Below are 18,384 nucleotides of genomic sequence, written 5' to 3'. Positions count from 1 at the left end.
ATTGGTGCGGATACATTATCGATTGCAATCAATCAGGCCGATGAGAGTGGCCAGGTCATAGACTTCAGTGCCGCTGCGACAGACTTGACTGTTGCGACTGGTCCAAATGAGGCGGACGCCGTGATCTTTGATATGGATGGCGCGGACGGGGAGTTAATCATTGCCTCAGGCAACCTTGATATCGATGTCTTTGGGTTCTTCTCCGTCAATGGTGGTTTCGCCTTTGAGAAAAGTAGTGATCAAGTCGTCTTAAATAATGGCAATGTTGCTGCGGTCGATAAATTGACTGTCGGTGGCAGCGGAGTGAATGCCTTTGTCGGCATCAACGGAGGCACCGCTGAAGCTTTAGGATTTGGTCTACAGGCTGTCGACTTTGCACTCGCGATTCTTTCAGAGAATAACGTCGACGAAGGAGAGACCGTTCGCTCTTGGACCAGCCTAAAAGCCAATGCGAGCAGCGGTGGATTTGAAGGGATCGAAGGTATCGAGATCAGCGGTGATACGCTGACCGTTGCAGTCAATCGCGCTGCAGTCGATGAAACCTTAGTCGATTATACAAATAGCAACTTAGACGTCCGCACCGGAGCGGATTCAACCTTGGCACTCGATATGGCTGGCAGCCGCGGCGAGTTACTTGAAATCTCCGGCAATCTTTTCATTCATCTTTTCAGCTTCTTCTCCGTGAGTGGAGGCTTTGCCCTGAGCAAGAGCACGGGCACATTGACTTTAAGTGATCCAGCAGCGACGGAGGTCGTCGTAGATCAGTTAACACTGGGCGCGAATAATGTTTCGGCCTTTGCCGGACTCGCCGGTGGCAGCAGTGATGCACTCGGCTTTGAGTTGAGCGAGCTCGATTTTGCCCTCGGCCTCTTTGCGGATAAAACAGACCCGACTCGCACTTGGACCACACTACAAGCCACCGCTGGCAGCTTTGCATTTGTAGGTGTTGAAGGTCTCACAGTTTCTGGTGACACTATTTCGGTTGCGATTAATCAAGCCTCCACAGGTGCTGAGATCGCGAATCTCGCCACAAACCCGGTCGAAGTCGTGACAGGGCCAGGAGTGACTAAGGATTTAGACCTCGATGGCACGCGTGGTGCATTATTAGAAGTCAGTGGTGATGTCGATATCGACGTTTTCGGCTTTGTTCAACTTGAAGGCGGCTTTGCCTTTGTGAAGTCAGATGCCACAGTTCCAGTCTACCAGGATGCAGTGACCGCTGATGTTTCAGTTGAACTCATGACAATCGGTGCCAGTGGTGTGAATGCCTTTGCTGGAGTGGGTGGCACACTGGGGCTTGACTTGGTCGATGTTGATCTAGCGCTAATTTTGGCTAAGGAAAAAGTGGCTGATGCACGTCAGTGGACCACATTACAAGCAACGGTTGGGAGTGCTTCATTCGTTGGCGTCGATGGATTGACTTTGAGTGGAAACACTCTGGCCGTGACCGTGAATCAAGCGGCTACAGACGGTAGCTTGCTCGACTTTTCGGATGCGCCGATCGCTGTCCTCAACGGACCAGCAAGCACTTTTGACGTCACAGTCGATGGCAGTATGGGCCCACTACTACAGGTGAGCGGCAATCTAGTGATTGATGTGTTTGGCTTCTTCCAGGTCAATGGTGGTTTCGCCATCGAGAAGTCCAGCGACACGATCACACTTTCTGATGGCTCCGAGATTGATGTCGATCTACTCACTTTAGGAGGGAGTGGTGTGGATGCCTTCGCCGGTTTGAATGGTAACACTTCCGATGCATTGGGACTGTTGCTTAGCGATGTGGACTTTGGTCTCGCATTCTTTAATGAGACCAGTGGCCCCGGACGTAGCTTTACCAGCTTGCGGGCCACTGCGGGACAAGTTGCCTTCGTTGGTGTGCCCGACCTGACCGTTGAGTCGAATAACCTACAAGTCGAAATCAATCGAGGGGAAGGTAACCTAGTCGCCGACTTCTCTGAGAGCGCTTACGAAATCGCCACCGGCCCCGATAGCACACTCGAATTGATTGCTGACGGTGCTTTAGGTGAATTGACACGTGCTGCGGGTGAATTAGTGCTGAATGTGGCGAACTTCTTTACCGTGACTGGTTCACTTTCCTTTGAGCAATCAATCGGTAAAGTGGTGCTAGCAGATGAGGAAGAGGTCGATGTGGATCGCTTATTAGTCGGTGGCACAAACCTCTCAGCCTTTATCGGTTTAAATGGCGGCAGTGAGGATGCGCTTGGTTTGCAGGCCGTGGGCGTAGAATTTGCCCTTGCGTTACAAGCGTCGCAAGCGAGCCCCAGCCGTAAATGGGTATCACTGCAAGGCAGTGCGGGCGAGGTCGACTTTGTTGGAATCGAGGGGCTGACCATTGCTGCGGATACTTTAGCGATTGCGGTTAATCAGGCAGACACCAGCGGCCAGGTCATTGACTACAGCGATGCAGCCACAGATTTAACAATTGTGACCGGCCCAAATGAGGGGGACGCACTGACATTGGATATGGATGGTAGCGCTGGGTCCTTAATTAGTGCTTCGGGGAACCTAGATATCGATGTCTTTGGCTTCTTCCAAGTCAGTGGCGGTTTTGCCTTTGAGCTTCAGGATCAAACACTCACGCTCAACGATGGTAGTGAAACCAGTCAGATCGAAGCGCGCGTGCTGACGTTGGGCGGTAGTCACATCGATGCCTTTGCGGGTGTGAGCGGTGGCACCGAAGATGCAGTTGGTTTAAGCTTAGGTGAAGCCGACTTCGCGCTCGCATTGATCAGTGATAAGGCGCAGCCGGATCATAAGTTTACCTCATTGCAAGCCAGTGCGGGGCTAGCCGCATTCATTGGAGCTGACGTATTGACCTTCCAAGTCGAGGATATGGTGGTCAATGTGAATCATGGCATTAGACTGGATGCTGAGCCAGAAGTCATCACTACTGAGAATACTCAGTGGGAGCTTATGCTACCAATCGGATTTGTGGGGAATCTCGATTTTTCACGTGCTACTAGCACTGCGAGCACCACCATTGCTGGCACTACCAGTAATGCGGATGTGATTGCAGGTATTACTGGTGCGCTTGAGGCGCTCACAGGAATTGGTGCAGGCAATGTCAGCATCGTGGGGAACCGAATCGAAGGTTATGTCATCGAGTTCATTGGCGATCTTGCTGGCACGGATGTCGCTGGTCTCGTGGTTGACACAGTTGCCGCGACTCCAAGTACAAATGTAGAAACTACTGTGGATCCCACCGCTGCCGAGGCTGAACTTAAGCGCATCACTATCGTGACTGAAAATGGTGCGCCTCAACCAGTGGTGTTGGAAATCAGCACTATGAGCCAAGCAAGCTCGGGTGGGAGCGAAATCAAAGCACTTCACTTTACCACACCTTTTGCTTCGCGTGGCACATACATATTACAACTGGAAGGCCTGGGAGCTGGAGTGAGTGTTCGTTTTACACAGAGTGACATCACTAATAACCGGGCGAATATTCGTAAGGCATTTGCTCAACTGCTGAACACGGCCAGCAGCAACATTAAAGTGACTTTTGGCAGTGTGGATAATGGACATCGCTATGACATCACATTTGTCGGGGCAATGGCTGGGCAAAACATCCCTGACATGATTGTCACCAACAATCTTAATTCGGGTGAGATCAATCCATTGAATTTACAAGAGGGCGGTGACGGATCGACTGGAGAAACTCAACGTGTATTGATCGATACGTCAGCCACGGGCGATTTCACACTGACACTGACAGATGGCGATCAATCTTATACGACAGCAGACATTCTCTTCGGTGCGGATGCCGTAACTGTCCAGACAGCACTCAATGCAGTCCTAGAGTCGACGGTTACAGTCACCAGCGATACGGATGGTGCTTATCTCATTACCTTTGATGGTGCTGGCTTTGTTGGACGTAACATTAACACGCTGCAAGTGGCACTCAATCCTGCGAGCACTGAGCCTAGTGGATTCTTTAGAATTGAACTAAATGGCGAATTCTCAGACGGCATCTTCTACACTGCGGATTCTACCGCGATGGCGGCCGCGATCGAAACCGCGCTTGAAGCGATGGATGGTATTGGAGCTGGTAATGTCAGTGTGAGCTTCAACGGAGATGTTTCCAGCAATGGTGTCAGCAGTTATGATATTCTCTTCGGTGGCGAGCTTGCAGGCGTGGATGTTGGTGATTTTACGACACACTTCAGTAATCTGGAACTTGCAGAAGTGACTCCTTATCTGATCACTCAAGGTCAAGCTGCTGGCGGCCAAGAGCAACAGGTGACCATTATCTCTGAGGACAATTCACTCGGATTCATTCTGTCTCTGACCTATAATGGTCAGACGTATACGACCGATCTCATCGCACTTAGCGCTGATAAGGCAACGGTGCAACTTGCCCTGAACGAAGCCTTTGCCGAGCTGAGCACTGCGAGTGCAGTCGTCGTTGCTTGGACTCACCGTGCTTTGCAAATTCGTTTCGATGGCAGCTGGGCGGGCGAAAGCCTCGACGCTCTGGTGGTGACCACCGAAACGGCCCCGGTTGCAGTCACTTTTGAGCAGAGCGTCGTAGGTTTCACCAATGTCAAGCCAGCGGTGCCCGCTCGGACATTGGTCGTGGATTATGCGGCGCAAGCGCTCGTCGTTAAGACCGGGCCCGATTCGACATTCACCATAGATATGGATGGCAGTCGCGGAAACTTGGAAGAAGTTCGGGCTGAGTTGACGATCGAAGTTGCCGATTTTGTGACCATCAATGGTGTCTTTGCTTTTGGTCGCGCAACGCAGGGGGACGCGAGCCAGTTCGTTGGAATGGGCGAAAATATTTCGGCAGCACTGATTGTGAGCAATGATGTCTACGTCCGAGTTGATGGAGCCAATTTCGGACTATACAGTGATAGTGAGGGCGCCTTTGCCTTTGAATTGAGCTCAGGCAGTCTCACTTTAGCGCTTGGACCACTGGCTGAAGTCGGAGCTGAGCAGGTGTTCGTGCAATACACAAATGCGACCACTGTAGTTGAGGAAGATCATAGTATCGAAGTTGCTGGCTTGAACTATACTTTCGAAGAAGCAATTATTGCCAATACAGTCGCCTTCGCAGTGAGCGACTTCCGGGCGGAAGTATTGGATTTCGTCACACTTCAAGGTGACATCGGCTTCCGTAAGGTCGGCACCGACATTGTTGCTGTAGGTGACAATGTCGGAGCGGCTTTAGAGATCAGTGATTCGGTCTATGTGCGCTTGTCAGGTGCAGGTTTTGGACTGATTGCCGGCGAGGATCGGTTCGGATTTGAAACGACAGGTGGCAGCGTTCTACTCGCACTGGGACCTTTGGCCAATGTGCAGATCGGCAGTGTCACAGTTCAATATACTAATAGCACGACTGAGATTGCCGCCGACCATGAAACTCTGAATGTGGGTGGAATCACTTATGACTTTAGCGGCGCGATTGCGGCCAACACGATTGCCTTCAGCATCGCAGACTTCCAAGCAGACGTGCTCGGCTTCGTCAGTTTGCGCGGTAACATCGGATTTAGTAAAGTGGGCACATCCATTACTGCCGTGGGCTCTCAGTTATCCGCTGGCTTGGAAGTCAGTGATTCTGTCTATGTTAAAGTTCAAGACGCAGCTTTCGGCCTTGTTTCAGATGAGGATGGTTTTGGCTTCGAAATTTCTGAAGGTTCACTTGAGCTGGCATTGGGGCCACTCGCGAATATAGAAGCGGGCGAAGTTTTTGTTCAATACACTGACAGCGGTCGTAGCTTTGCTGCAGGTGATGTGATCGAAGCAGGCAGTTTGTCGTATACCATCGGATCCGATGCCGCTGCGGGCACGGTAGCCTTTGCCGTTAACGATTTCAGAGCGGATGTGCTCGGCTTCGTCAATCTGCAAGGCAATCTCGGGTTCAGCATGAGCGACGGCGAGATCATCGCGATTGGAACAGAGCTCACCACCGGACTTGACATCAGCGAGAACATCTACGCCCGCCTGATCAATGCATCCTTTGGTATGGTTGTGAGTGATACCAATTTTGCTTTTGAGCTCAGTGAGGGCGAATTCGAATTCGCATTGGGACCGATTGCTGATCTTACAGTCGGTCGCGTGACAGTGCGCTACGCCTCCGAAACTGGTGAGGGCATCGTAGCTGGCCGCACGCTCTCCATTGGAACTTCCTTGAATTACGAGTTTAGTGACGACATCGCAGCTGGTGATATCGGCTTCTCGCTCGATGAGGTAGAGGCCAATATCCTCGATTTTATTCATATTTCTGGCAACGTAGCGCTGGAATACACGACAGCTACAGTTGATCTCGCAGTGGGTGATTCAGTGGACACACGTGTGCTCACGATTGGCGGTTCCGCGATCGATATCTTTGCAGGCGTAGGGTATGGCACTGCGGATGCGACTGGCCTAAGTTTAGAGAATATTGCCTTCGGTCTAGCGCTCTTCGCTGATAGCAATAACAGCGCACGCAGTTGGAGTGCACTGACTGCATCTGCAGAGAGTCTCGGGTTTGTCGGATTGAGCGATTACCTACCTACGGGGCAGAATGTGTTGATCGAAATGAATCGTGCGAGCCTGGCAGGCGACACAGTCATTGATTTCAATGGTGATGCTGGCGAGAAAGCGTTTTCGATACCTACCGGAGCGGAGTCCAGCATTGAGCTGACTATGGAAGGATCGCGTGGCCAGTTGCTGCGTGCAGAGGCGGACATTAGTTTCCATCTCTTCGATTTTGTTTATATCAATGGTCGCTTCGGTTTCGAAAGTTCAGAATCCACGACACCGCTCATCCTTTCCAGTGGCTTGCCTGCTGGCGTGAGTAGCAGCATGCTGGCCATCACGGGTGTAGGTATCGACGCCTTCGTGGGCTATGCAGACGGTGGTATTGATAGCGAACTGAGCTTTGCCGACCAAACGAGTGATCTCTACGGATTTGGAGTCGAAGGGGTAGACTTTGGACTTCTGCTGACCAAGGTCGGTGGTCAATCTTACACTAGCTTCAAAGCCAACATGGATACAGCCGAGCTCTATGGCTTTGATTCCGATGCCTTTGAACTCTCGTTTGATGAGCTATCAATTCAGATTAATCGGGGCCCCGACGGAGGCTCCACAATTGATTACCTCGCCAGCTTCGGAGAAAACGGTCTGGCACTCGGTTCCACGGGGGAAGTCGTTCTTGATTTCACAGGTTCAAAAATTGGTGTCTATGCTGGCAATGCGACTCTAGCGATCGGTGATTTTGCCTACTTCACTGGGGCCATTGGTTTCGAAAAAGCTAGCTACGGCAATACACTTCGTAACGGTCCACTGGAAGTCAATGCGGTGCTCGGTGCGAAGGGCTTCTCAATCGGTGGCGAAGCTATCACAGCCTTCGTCGGTTATGCGGACGGCGGCATTGATCGTAGCAAGACACTCGCGGAACAAGCCGATTCACTCTATGGCCTGGGTGCAGACGGTGTTAGCTTTGGCTATATTAATGTGAAAGATAGCTCGGGTGTTAGCTACGAAGCTTTGAAGGCGGAGATCGGCGAATTGGCAGTATATGGTTTCGATCCAGAGGACTTCCAATTGTCGGCTGAGGATACCAGCATCGAGATGAATCGTAGTTCGGGCTCGATGGCATTGGACTTCAGCAATCATTCGCTCGAAGTGGCCACAGGTGCTGAGCCAGTGACATTTGATTATAGCGGCAAGCGTTTCGGAGTTTATGTCGGAGAAGCGACTTTGACCATCTCTCAGTTTGTATACCTGCGCGGTTCGATTGCCTTTGAACAAGCCAGCTTTGGAAATTCATTACTGGCTAAGAATGGTCTACCGATTGCGAACGCCGCAGGCTTTGTCATCGGAGGATCGGATATTGACGTTTTTGTTGGATACGCGGCTGAAGGACTTGACCTAGACCTGTCTTTCGCCGAGCAAGCTGATGACCTCTATGGCTTCGGTGCCGAGAATATCGACTTCGGTCTGATTCAAATTAAATCTGGCGCGAATAAATACACTGCACTCCGTGCATCAGCCGATACAATTGCGGTTTATGGCCTGGATGCAGAGGATTTCCAATTGTCGGTTGCTGGGGCCGAAATCAATTTGAACACCGCAAGTGGTGTGGCTTCGCCGATTAACTGGTTGACCAGCTTCCCGGAGACAAACGGATTTGAAGTGCCGACAGGTGGCGATCCGATTCTGATGGATCTTGCTGGCGAAACGATTGGCATCAGCATGAACGAGGCGATCTTGCAGATTTCTGAGTTCGTATATCTACAAGGATCCTTCGCATTTACTAAAGGCAGCACTTCATTCATCAGTGTGACTAGCCTAGGTGGCACACAGATTGATAATGTAAAGGTCGATACCATCGAAGTGGGCGCAAGTAACGTTCAGGCGTTCATCGGTTTGAATGGTCCATACCGCACCATCAATGATGGTGTGTTGAGTGAGCCGAATGAAGATGCGGTGGGATTGGTCGTCGATAACCTAACTTTCGGCCTTACCTTGATGCAGGCTAAGCAGAACCTCGCCGCTCCTGCAAGTAATGTGGTCGCAGGCACCAAGTTCATTGCTCTGAAAGCCAGCGCCTCAGAAGTCGGGTTTGTCGGATTTACGGATGTGATTGAGCTCTCGCTCGAAGATATAGAGGTCAGTGTCAATATTAGCAAGAATCCACTCTATGTAGCTGATTTAACACAGGGCGGCGCGACGACAGGTTATAGCGTGCCTACCGGAACGGACACTGACCCCGTTCTACTGGACTTTGATACGGAGCTAGTTGAAGCCACCGTCGGCACGGCGACAGCAAAGGTTGCTGGTATACTTTCCTTAGAAGGTGGTTTCACCTTCCAAAGGACTGTTATCCGTGACGTGGACTTCCGCGTGCCTGGCTCAACACTGACGGCTGATGCCGCTGTCTTGACGATCGCTGGTAAAGATATTCACGCATTTGCCGGGGTTGATTTTGATGGCACGCGCATCGGTTTCGAAGTCGAGGACCTTGATTTCGCCTTCGCAATGCTTTCACCCTATTTAGGTGCAGGTGTGACCTTGCCGGGTGAGTTCTTCGCATTATCGGCCACTGCGGACTTTGCGGGCTTGGTGGGCACATCACCCTTTGTCACTTTGGAGGCGGAAGATGTGGTATTTGAATTCAACGGGGCGTTTGTGGAAGGATATCCCATTCCATTCACCTACGTAGATTTCACTAGTATCAATAATGGAGTTGGTATGAATATTCCCGTTGGAACTGCGGGGGATTTATTGAATTTAGATTTCGATTCTAACTTCTTCCGAGTCGCGATGACAGGGCGAATCGGCCTGTTTGACCTCTTCGAGTTTGAGACTGATTTTGACTTTAGCTTTGAGCTGCCTGAAACGGGGAATTTGATTCCCGTGATTAGCCTTGCAGGCTTGGGCGATTTTCTAGCTGAAGCTGCTGAAGGCGCGCCAGAGTGGTTATCTAATGGTCTGGATGCTCTTAGTGAGCTCGACCTATCCTTAGGCATTGACGGTATTACAGGTTCGTTCGAATTGCCTGACCTGCACATTGATTTGGGTGGGTTCGTCCACATGCAGGGGGATTTCAAGGTGACGATTGGGGAGACCTTCACTGCTGATATGGCGACTGGTCTGCCTTCAGGCCTGGAGAATTTTGAGGACTTAATGCGCTCAGTGCTCGGTGACGAGTTTAACATGTTCCTGGATCTGATGGAGTCGCTCGGTGTGGCCCCTGACGATTATTCGATCATGCCAGACGTGACATTTAATGGCCTCAGCTTTGGTGCTACTGATATCTCCGTCTATGTCGGAGCCGGGACACCAGACTTTGACCTTCCTTTGTCCGAGCAAAGTGACTTGGTCGGTTTCGGTATCCAAAATGTGGATGTCGCGCTGGGCATTTTCAAAGCAGACTTGCCCGCATTCTTTAAGGCACCTAATGTTTTCTCACTCGCGATCACCGCCGAGGAACTTGGTGTCTACGGCTTCGGTGATTTGATGGAAATCATTGGCCAAGATGTTTCGGTCGATGTTAATATGGGAGGCGAGTTGTTTGGAGGTGTGATGTCGGCTCGTCCTATTTACTCCAGTGTGCGTAGCGAGATCGAAGCCGACCTCGAGCACGAGTTGATTCATATTCCTGCGCGTATCTTTGGTGAGGTGGGCCTTGCGAACGCGAGTAGCTCGACTACGTTTAATTTGACTCAGGATCAAAACAGTGAGCAAGCGATTGCTGCGATCCAAAGCGCCTTTGCAGAACTCAATGGATTGGAACTGGAAGACGTCGTTGTCACTGGTAGTCGTATTGATGGTTATGACGTATCATTCCTGAACGCGAATGCGGTGGAGATACTCGAAGGCCTGACTGTTACCTTACCAGCACTTGCGGTTGAAACGGGAGCTGCTCCTGCTTATCTCAATCATAGTGGTGACGAACTGCTCCGTCTCGAAATTGCGGATGCACAGGTCAGCATAGCGAACTTCTTCCACTTGGACGGCTCCTTTGCATTTGAAAAAGGCCCCATCTATAATGTTGATGTGGCAACGGGTATTCCTGCGACGGTAGGTGGTGCTCTGGGCGATTTGGGACTGGATTCCTTGGCGAGTGCCGTGACTGACTTGGCGGGCGTCACGATTGGGGAGGATTTCTCTCGCATCGAGAATCTGCCAATGGAAGCAATGACTTTTGCGGGCTCGAATTTGCGTGCTTTCGCTGGGTTCGGAGATTTTGACTTCGATCGTGCCTTTGACGAGCAGGATGACTTCTTTGGATTCGCCGTCGAAGACCTCGATTTCGCAGTCAGTATTTTCAAACTTGCTTACCCCATCCCAGGCTTCCCAACCTTGATTTCTGCGACTGCGTCCGCTTCGGACTTCATCTTCCAAGCAGGTGCGACTGAGATTATGAAGGTCACTGGCCGTGACATCCGCTTTAACTTGAACATGGGTAGCAGTTGGGTGAACGGGCTGCCTTACTCACCAGCTCTTGATTTCCAGTCCAGCTTCCCAGGGGATGCGGTCGAAGAGGTTCCTGTTGGTTTCCGCGTGAATACGGGTGATCCAGAAAATCCCATCTACCTCGACTTCGATGGTAACACACGGATTGGTGTTGAAATCGGTTTCGCGACAATCGAGGTCTTTGATTTCTTATATTTGAGTGGTTCCTTTGCCTTTGAAATGGGCCCAACTGCGGTGGTGGATATTGAGCCTGGTTTACTCAGTGAATTGAGTATTCCCACAGTCGCTCAAGAAGTTCAGATGATGACGATTGGTGCGAGCAACGTCTACGGCTTCGCCGGGATTGGTGGTCCATATCGTGCAGATACCACAGGTGATGGTGAAGTGGATACCATTAATGAGGACGCGATTGGGGTTTCGATCGAGAATGTTGATTTTGCAATGGCAGTGATGTCATTAACAGCCGATCCCACAGGCTTTTTACCAAAATTCTTCGCAGTTAAAGCATCCGTTGAGAGTGCTTCACTCGTTGGTATGGGCTCACTCTTAGATGTCCAAATCGAAGATGTTGAAATTAACATCAACACATCCGTTTTGAGCAGTTTACCAGCGGCATCTGTCTTCCTGCCGATGCCTTATATTAATCTGACTAAGGAGAGTAACTTCGGCGCAGCGGGGCTGGAAGTGAAGACTGGTGACGAAGCGAATCCAGCTTACCTAGATTTCTCTGAAGAGATCATTCAGATCAAAGTCGGCTACGCTTACGGTATGTTGGCGGAAGTCATGCAGATCAGTGGATCGATGGCCTTTACTAAACGCGGTGAAGAAGTCGTGACACTCTCAACGGGTGAAACACGCACGGTAACCTCACTCGCGATCGGCATCGCTGATGTCTACGGTTTCATTGGTCTCGGCGAATATTGGGAAGCGAATGCCTCCACCGGTCGTATTGATGGTTCTTCGACCAGCAGCAGCGCGTTTGGTCTTGCAGTCGACAGCTTAAACATTGGTGCAGTCATCATGCTGGACACGAACGTATCCTCGGGGTCAGTTGGTGTCTATGCTGCGGTGCGGGCTGATCTACAAACGGCAGGCCTAGTTAATATTCCAGGTGTTACACTTGAGGCGACTGATTTGAACTTTATGCTGAATGCCGGCTTGTCGGTCGGCGGCGATTCTGGATTTAGCGTAGACACTGTAGTTGATTTCTCAGCTATGGAAGATGGCTATTATGAGATCGAAACTGCTAATCCGGAGCATCCTATCCGGATTGACTACGATGGCTTCCTGATCCGTGTCGCGGGCGCGGTGAACGTGAATATCCTAGATGTTCTGGATGCAGATGCGGTCATTGAGATTAAGCTCACAGAAGATGCCTTTACTTTCTTCTTCGATGGCCAGGCAACGATCGGCGTCGACGATTTTAACTTCAACGTCGATGTGCAGGCACTCGTTGTCGTGAATAGTGCGGGACTTGCCTTGCAGGCGATTGTTTCGGACGGAGAACTCGACCTTGGAGATGTGGTTGAGCTTCGTCTCGAGGAATTAAAACTGGTCATTAACAGCACAGGTGAAGACGTCACTTATACTGTGCCGGAAGAATTCGTTGATCGAGTCGGATTTGAGACTCTGACGATCTCAGCAATTCCACCAGGTGGCGACGCGCCAGTTGATTTCTATCTGTCAATCAACGGAGATGGCTCACTCGGCCTATTTGATGATGCGCTGAAGTTTACAGGTACTTTTGGCATACTCATCGCAGATAATGAGATGAAGCTGACAATCGGTGCGATTCTGGATATGCCCTTGTTGAATCCACTGGGAGCCGCCGGCACACTGGGCTTTAAGGATGGCGGTATTTATGGCAGTGTGACGATCACTTCGGGGGATGTGCCTCTCATCGGTGGTAATGGCGCTCCTTTTGAATTAAATGGCACCGTTCGTATTCAAATTAACACCACGACCAAAGCGCAGAATGTGCTCGGTTTGGATATTGATACCGAGACCGGACAGATTATTGGCTTCACCGACGAAGTGATTGTTGCGGAATCATTCTATGTGCTCATTGCAGGTGAGTTATCAGTGGCGGGCTTCATTACGATGTCAGGTCGTTTCGAAATGGAAATTAATTCCGAAGGATTCCGGCTTGAGTTGGAAGCGGCTTTCTCACTCGGTGGCTTTGGACGCTTAAATGCCAAGGGAGGTGCCATCATTACGGCGGGTGGCGATTTAGTCTTGCTCATTGATATTCAGGCTGGTCTGGGCCTTGGTCCGATTAGCATCGACGGCCAGTTCACACTGCAAATTAATACGAGTAATCAGGTTCAAACAGTTGCCGAGACGGATGTTGCGGCTAACAGTTTCATGATTAAGGTGCGTGCCGAGGTCTCGATGCTGCTCTTTAAGGGCGATGGCGAGCTCACCATCACATTGGTCAATAATTTGTTTGAGGTGCGTATCGACAGTTTGTCGATCAACTTCTTCAACGTTATCGACATCAACGTGAGTGGTTATTTCCGTTCGGATGGTGCCTTTAGTGTGACCGGTAGAGCTGAGTTTACCATCCCCATGGGACCGTTCCAACTCTACGGTGGTGTTGAAATCATGTTCTCGAATGATTCCTTCTCCGCTGAGATTTTCGGTGGGATTCGTTTCTCTATCAGCTTCGGGTTCTTCAAGATTCGTATCAATTTAGCTTCAATTCTCGCTGGTGTCGCGATCACCACTAATACCGGGCAAGGCAAGATTTCGATTAGTGTGGGACCAGTCAATATGACTGGATCCGTGGCTTGGTCTTGGGGACCTCCACCAGTTCTTGCGACACAGCAAGGCGGTAAGCTGATTCTCAACACCGGTTCTCGCGCTTCTTATAAGGGCAGCCTTTACGAGAAGTTGATTGATGATTCCTACGGCGTCTATCAAGAGGGCAACACGACGATTGTGCGTGGCCTTGGTTTTGAGCAACGTTTCACTGGTGTGACTTCGATTGAGGGCGATCTTGGTGAAGGCACAGACTTCCTCTTTATCGATGAGTCGGTGACGTCTTCAGTCAATGTCCATGCGGGCACTGGCGATGATATTATTGTGCATGCAGGCAGTGGTAATAGCTACCTCTACGGCGATTCTGGTAATAACACGATTTATGGCGGTTCCGGCAAGGACACTATCTACGGCGGCACAGGCAACGACAGCATCTATGCGGGTGAGGGCAATGACGTCATTTACGGCACTTCAGGACAGAACAAGATTTACGGTGAAACAGGTAATAATACCATCACCGGTGGCATCGGAAATGATTACATCGAAGGCGGCGACGGTAATGATACCATCTACGGCAATGCGGGTAACAATTTAATCTACGGTCTCGATGGTAACGACACCATCGTCGGTGGTTCGGGTGATGATGAGATTTACGGCGGAAACGGCGACGACAAGATCACCGTGAATAATGGCACCAATTTCGTCTATGGAGACGCTGGCGATGATGAAATCATTGGCGGTTCCGGCAACGACGTGATTTACGGTGGCACCGGTAATGATGAAATTTCGGCGACCGCAGGGAACAATTGGATCTTCGGTGGTGCGGGTGACGACGAGATTACTGGCGGCACAGGCAACGATGTCATTTACGGTGACTTCGGCAGCGAATCAAGCGCGAGTGCATTCGCAGGCTCTAATGAAGGGAACGACACGATTGCCGCTAACGCTGGCCGTAACATCGTTTTCGGTGGCGGTGCGGACGACAGCATTACAGGTGGCAGTGGTAACGATATCCTAATCGGTGATTATGGTAGCGTCGTCGGTGGTGCAGTCACAGTGAACTCTACAACAGGCGGCGACGACTACATCATCGCAGGCGGAGCAGATAACCTTCTGATCGGTGGCGCTGGGGATGACCAGCTAGTCGCTCAAGGTGCCTCAAACAATGTGCTTATCGGTGATAACGTAACCGTTCAGATCGCTTCAGATTATCGCGTCAATTCAGTGGCTGCTTATAACAATTTTGCAGGCGATGATACACTGAGTGCTACTGGCGGTAACAATTTATTGATGGGTGGCTTAGGAGGCGATCAGATCACGGGAGGCAGCGGCAATGATAGCATTTTTGGAGATAATGTCACCGCGACTTACAACCATACGCTTGGGCGCTTAATTGCTTTTGGCACTACCCATCGAGATGAAGGTGGCTCTGATGTTATCGCTGGCACTGCCGGGCGTAATTTGATTGTCGCTGGCAATGGTGAAGATGAAGTCGACGGAGGTTCTGGCGATGATGTGATCTTTGGTGATCACGGTGAAGCCGACCTAGTAGATGGCATCGTCGTTCGCGCTAACACCATCAGCACTAGCTATGGCGACAACGATATCGTTCGCGCTGGGGCTGGTAATGATATCGTCTTTGGTGGCTCAGGCGCTGACGAGCTGTCAGTGACTTCTGGACACAACATACTCTTCGGTGATTACGGCGTGGCGGTACTCGCTGATGGTTCAAGTGATGCGTGGAATGCTTGGACGACTGACGCAAGCATCGGTGGAGCGGATACTTTGACGGGGGGAAGTGGCACTGATATTCACTTCGGCGGCTTGGGGGATAACACCATTCTAGGCGGTACCGGCAATGACTTCATTATCGGTAATTCTGGCCGTATCGAACGTGATGCCCCAGGTGATATCATTGCCCTGTGGTCAACGGATCCTTCCTTGGGGGGGGATAATACAATAGAGGTCGGCTCGGGGAATAACTCCGTGATTGCGGGTGTGGGCAACGACGACATTACTGGTGGTCACGGTAACGACACGATCATCGGTGACAATGGTCACATTAGTGTGCGTGGCTCTGCAGGATTTGACCTCAGCTCGACTGACATGGTTTACGGCGGTCAGGATATAATCAACACGGGTGCGGGTGCGAATATCGTAATTGCTGGATCGGATGATGACGATGTGACTGCAGGCTCAGGCTGGAGTGTCATTCTTTTGGACAACGGAACGGTTGAACGGAATTCAAGTTTAGCCGCAGTGGCTGGAAGTAGTCTCGTCAATGACGTGTATGCGGGCGATGACCGTGCCAACGGAGCTACCGGTAACTCGATTATCGTCGGCGGCCTAGGTGATGACACAATTGATGGCGGCCAAGGTGATAATATCTTGTTGGGTGATTCTGCATCCTTCAGCGAAGGCGTTTATACATCGATTGATACAGGCCGTGGAGGCAGCGACAATTTAAGCGCCGGTTCAGGCGATGACATCCTGATTGGTGGTTTCAATTCTGATACAATTACAGTGTCGGCTGGATTGAATGTGATTTTTGGGGATAGCGCGCATGTAGAAACCACCGCGACTAGCTTGGCGGATCCTGAGTTACTTTCCATGGCTGCGTCCATCGCACCACAAGATGGTGGGAATGATGCAGTGCAAGGCGGCACAGACCGTGATATCATCTTGGGCGGATTTGGTAGCGATACGCTGCATGGAGCGAGCGGCGATGACATCATTCTAGGTAACCAAGGTCGTGTAATCTTTAACAGCGGTGAGCTGACTGGTATTGCGTCGGGTGAAGTATATGACTCCGGGGCCTTCACTCGCTCAACCATCTACGGCGGCCACAATACCATTACCGCGACCTCAGGTAACAACGTGCTCATGGGCGGTGAGGGCGATGATGCGATTACTGCAGGGAATGGGGATGATATTTTACTCGGTGATCACGGTGTGGTCGGATACGGTTTCGCTTGGGGCACATACAGCGAATTCTACGATGTAATCACCACTTATGACGATCATCATGGTATCGATGAGATCATTACAGGAAATGGTTTCGACCTGACCATGGCTGGTGGCGGTAACGATACCGTTGAAGGTGGCAGTGGAGTGGATTACATCCTAGGAGATCATGGACGCTTCCATCGTGGATCAGCGCTCAACTCACTAGTCCTTGAGTCGAAGAGTAGCGATATCTATGCAGGCAACGATATCATTAATGCTGGTGGCAGTGCACGGAACTATGTATTGGGCGGTGCGGGCAACGATACTATTAACGGTGGCAGTGGTGCCGATGTTCTCTTCGGTGGTAATGGAGCGGCCGTATTCTCGATTAATTCCAGCACTACGCTAGATCTTTACGAGTCGCTTCCAACCACGTCTGGCAGCCGAACCTTGGAGACTGGATCATCATTTGATTTCTGGTCGACTGATCCAGCTATGGGCGGCGAAGATTTGATCAACGGTGGCTCCGGTGACGATATCATCATCGGTGGTACCATGCACCATTACGATACACCCAATAGCCAGAATCTGGGTAACGTGCTCAATGGTGACCGTGGTCATGACATCGTTATCGGCACAAATGGCTATGTGATCCGCAGTAACGCGCTGGAAGTGCTCCGCATGCAAACTCTGTTCCCAGAATGGGGCAGCAATGATCTGATTAATGTGGCTGAAGGCTTACGCCCAACAGCAAGTCGTGATAGCGACATCCTGATCGGTGGCACTGGCGATGATATCATTCATGGCGGATGGGAGTCCGTTTCCAACATCTTGATCGGTGATAATGGCGTCGTGGTGCGTGCGGATGGCAGTGCGGAAGCCAACGACCTTTGGACAACCGATCCTGCCTTTGGGGGCAGTGACATTCTGATTGGCGGATCGGCTGCAGATATTATCATCGGTGGTAGCGGTCATTCGGATCTGACCGGTGGCCTGAATTTGACTGGCAGCTTCCGCTTCCTGAATGGTGTGTTGACGGTGACCACTGAGAATCATGGCCTGCTCGTCAATCAAGTGGCCTTCTTTGACTTTGATTCGGATACTGCGAATGACGGCCTATTTAAAATTGTAGCTGTTGACGGGGATGTCTTAACGCTCGAAGCCATTAATTGGGTCGGAATGGACCTGCCATATCTTCCAAGTGCTGACATGAGTGGTCAGATGATTTTGCGCCGTGGTGGTGATATCATCAGCGGTGGTCGTGGCGACGACACCATCACAGGTGACGGTGCTTACATCGAGCGTGACGCAGATGATACCATCTTACGTTTACGCTCACAGGATGCCGATCATGGCGGTAACGATTTGATCGATCTCTTTGGTAACCGTGGCAACGACACCTTAATTGGAGGGCATGGCGATGACCGTCTCATGGGCGGCACCATGGATGATGGTCGTGACTTGATCTTTGGTGCTTGGGCACTGCTGGATTACACCACTTACCGCAATGTCTCGATCGATGTGGTCGTGCCCAATGAGCGTATCCTCTTTGCCAACGCACTTTCCACGGATCCGCTCTTTGGTGGTAATAACTGGATCGATGGTGGCACGGGCACCAACCTCATCTCAGGTGGTCCTGGCGCAGACACCATCACCGCCGGACCTGGCAATAGTGTGCTGGTCGGCGACATGGCGTTCTTTGAGCGTAATGCATTCAACAAACTTTCGATGGTTCACTCGGTGCATCCAGATGCT

1 protein-coding gene (only partly in view) is annotated in these 18,384 nt (G+C 51.0%); it reads left to right on the top strand.

What is annotated here, in order from left to right; all coding sequences use genetic code 11:
* The first annotated feature begins 84 nt into the window (after nt 1–84).
* Nucleotides 85–18,384, top strand: partial view of a LamG-like jellyroll fold domain-containing protein gene (locus QEH59_RS12045; protein ID WP_308985626.1) — the 5' portion only. Its footprint extends 26,136 nt past the window's final position; only the first 18,300 of its 44,436 coding nucleotides appear in the window; it begins with the start codon at nt 85–87; the stop codon falls past the right edge of the window.

The organism is Thalassobacterium sedimentorum (assembly GCF_031127905.1).
GTDB classification, from domain to species: Bacteria; Verrucomicrobiota; Verrucomicrobiia; order Opitutales; family Coraliomargaritaceae; genus Thalassobacterium; species Thalassobacterium sedimentorum.
This window is presented reverse-complemented; position numbering and strand designations above follow the sequence as displayed.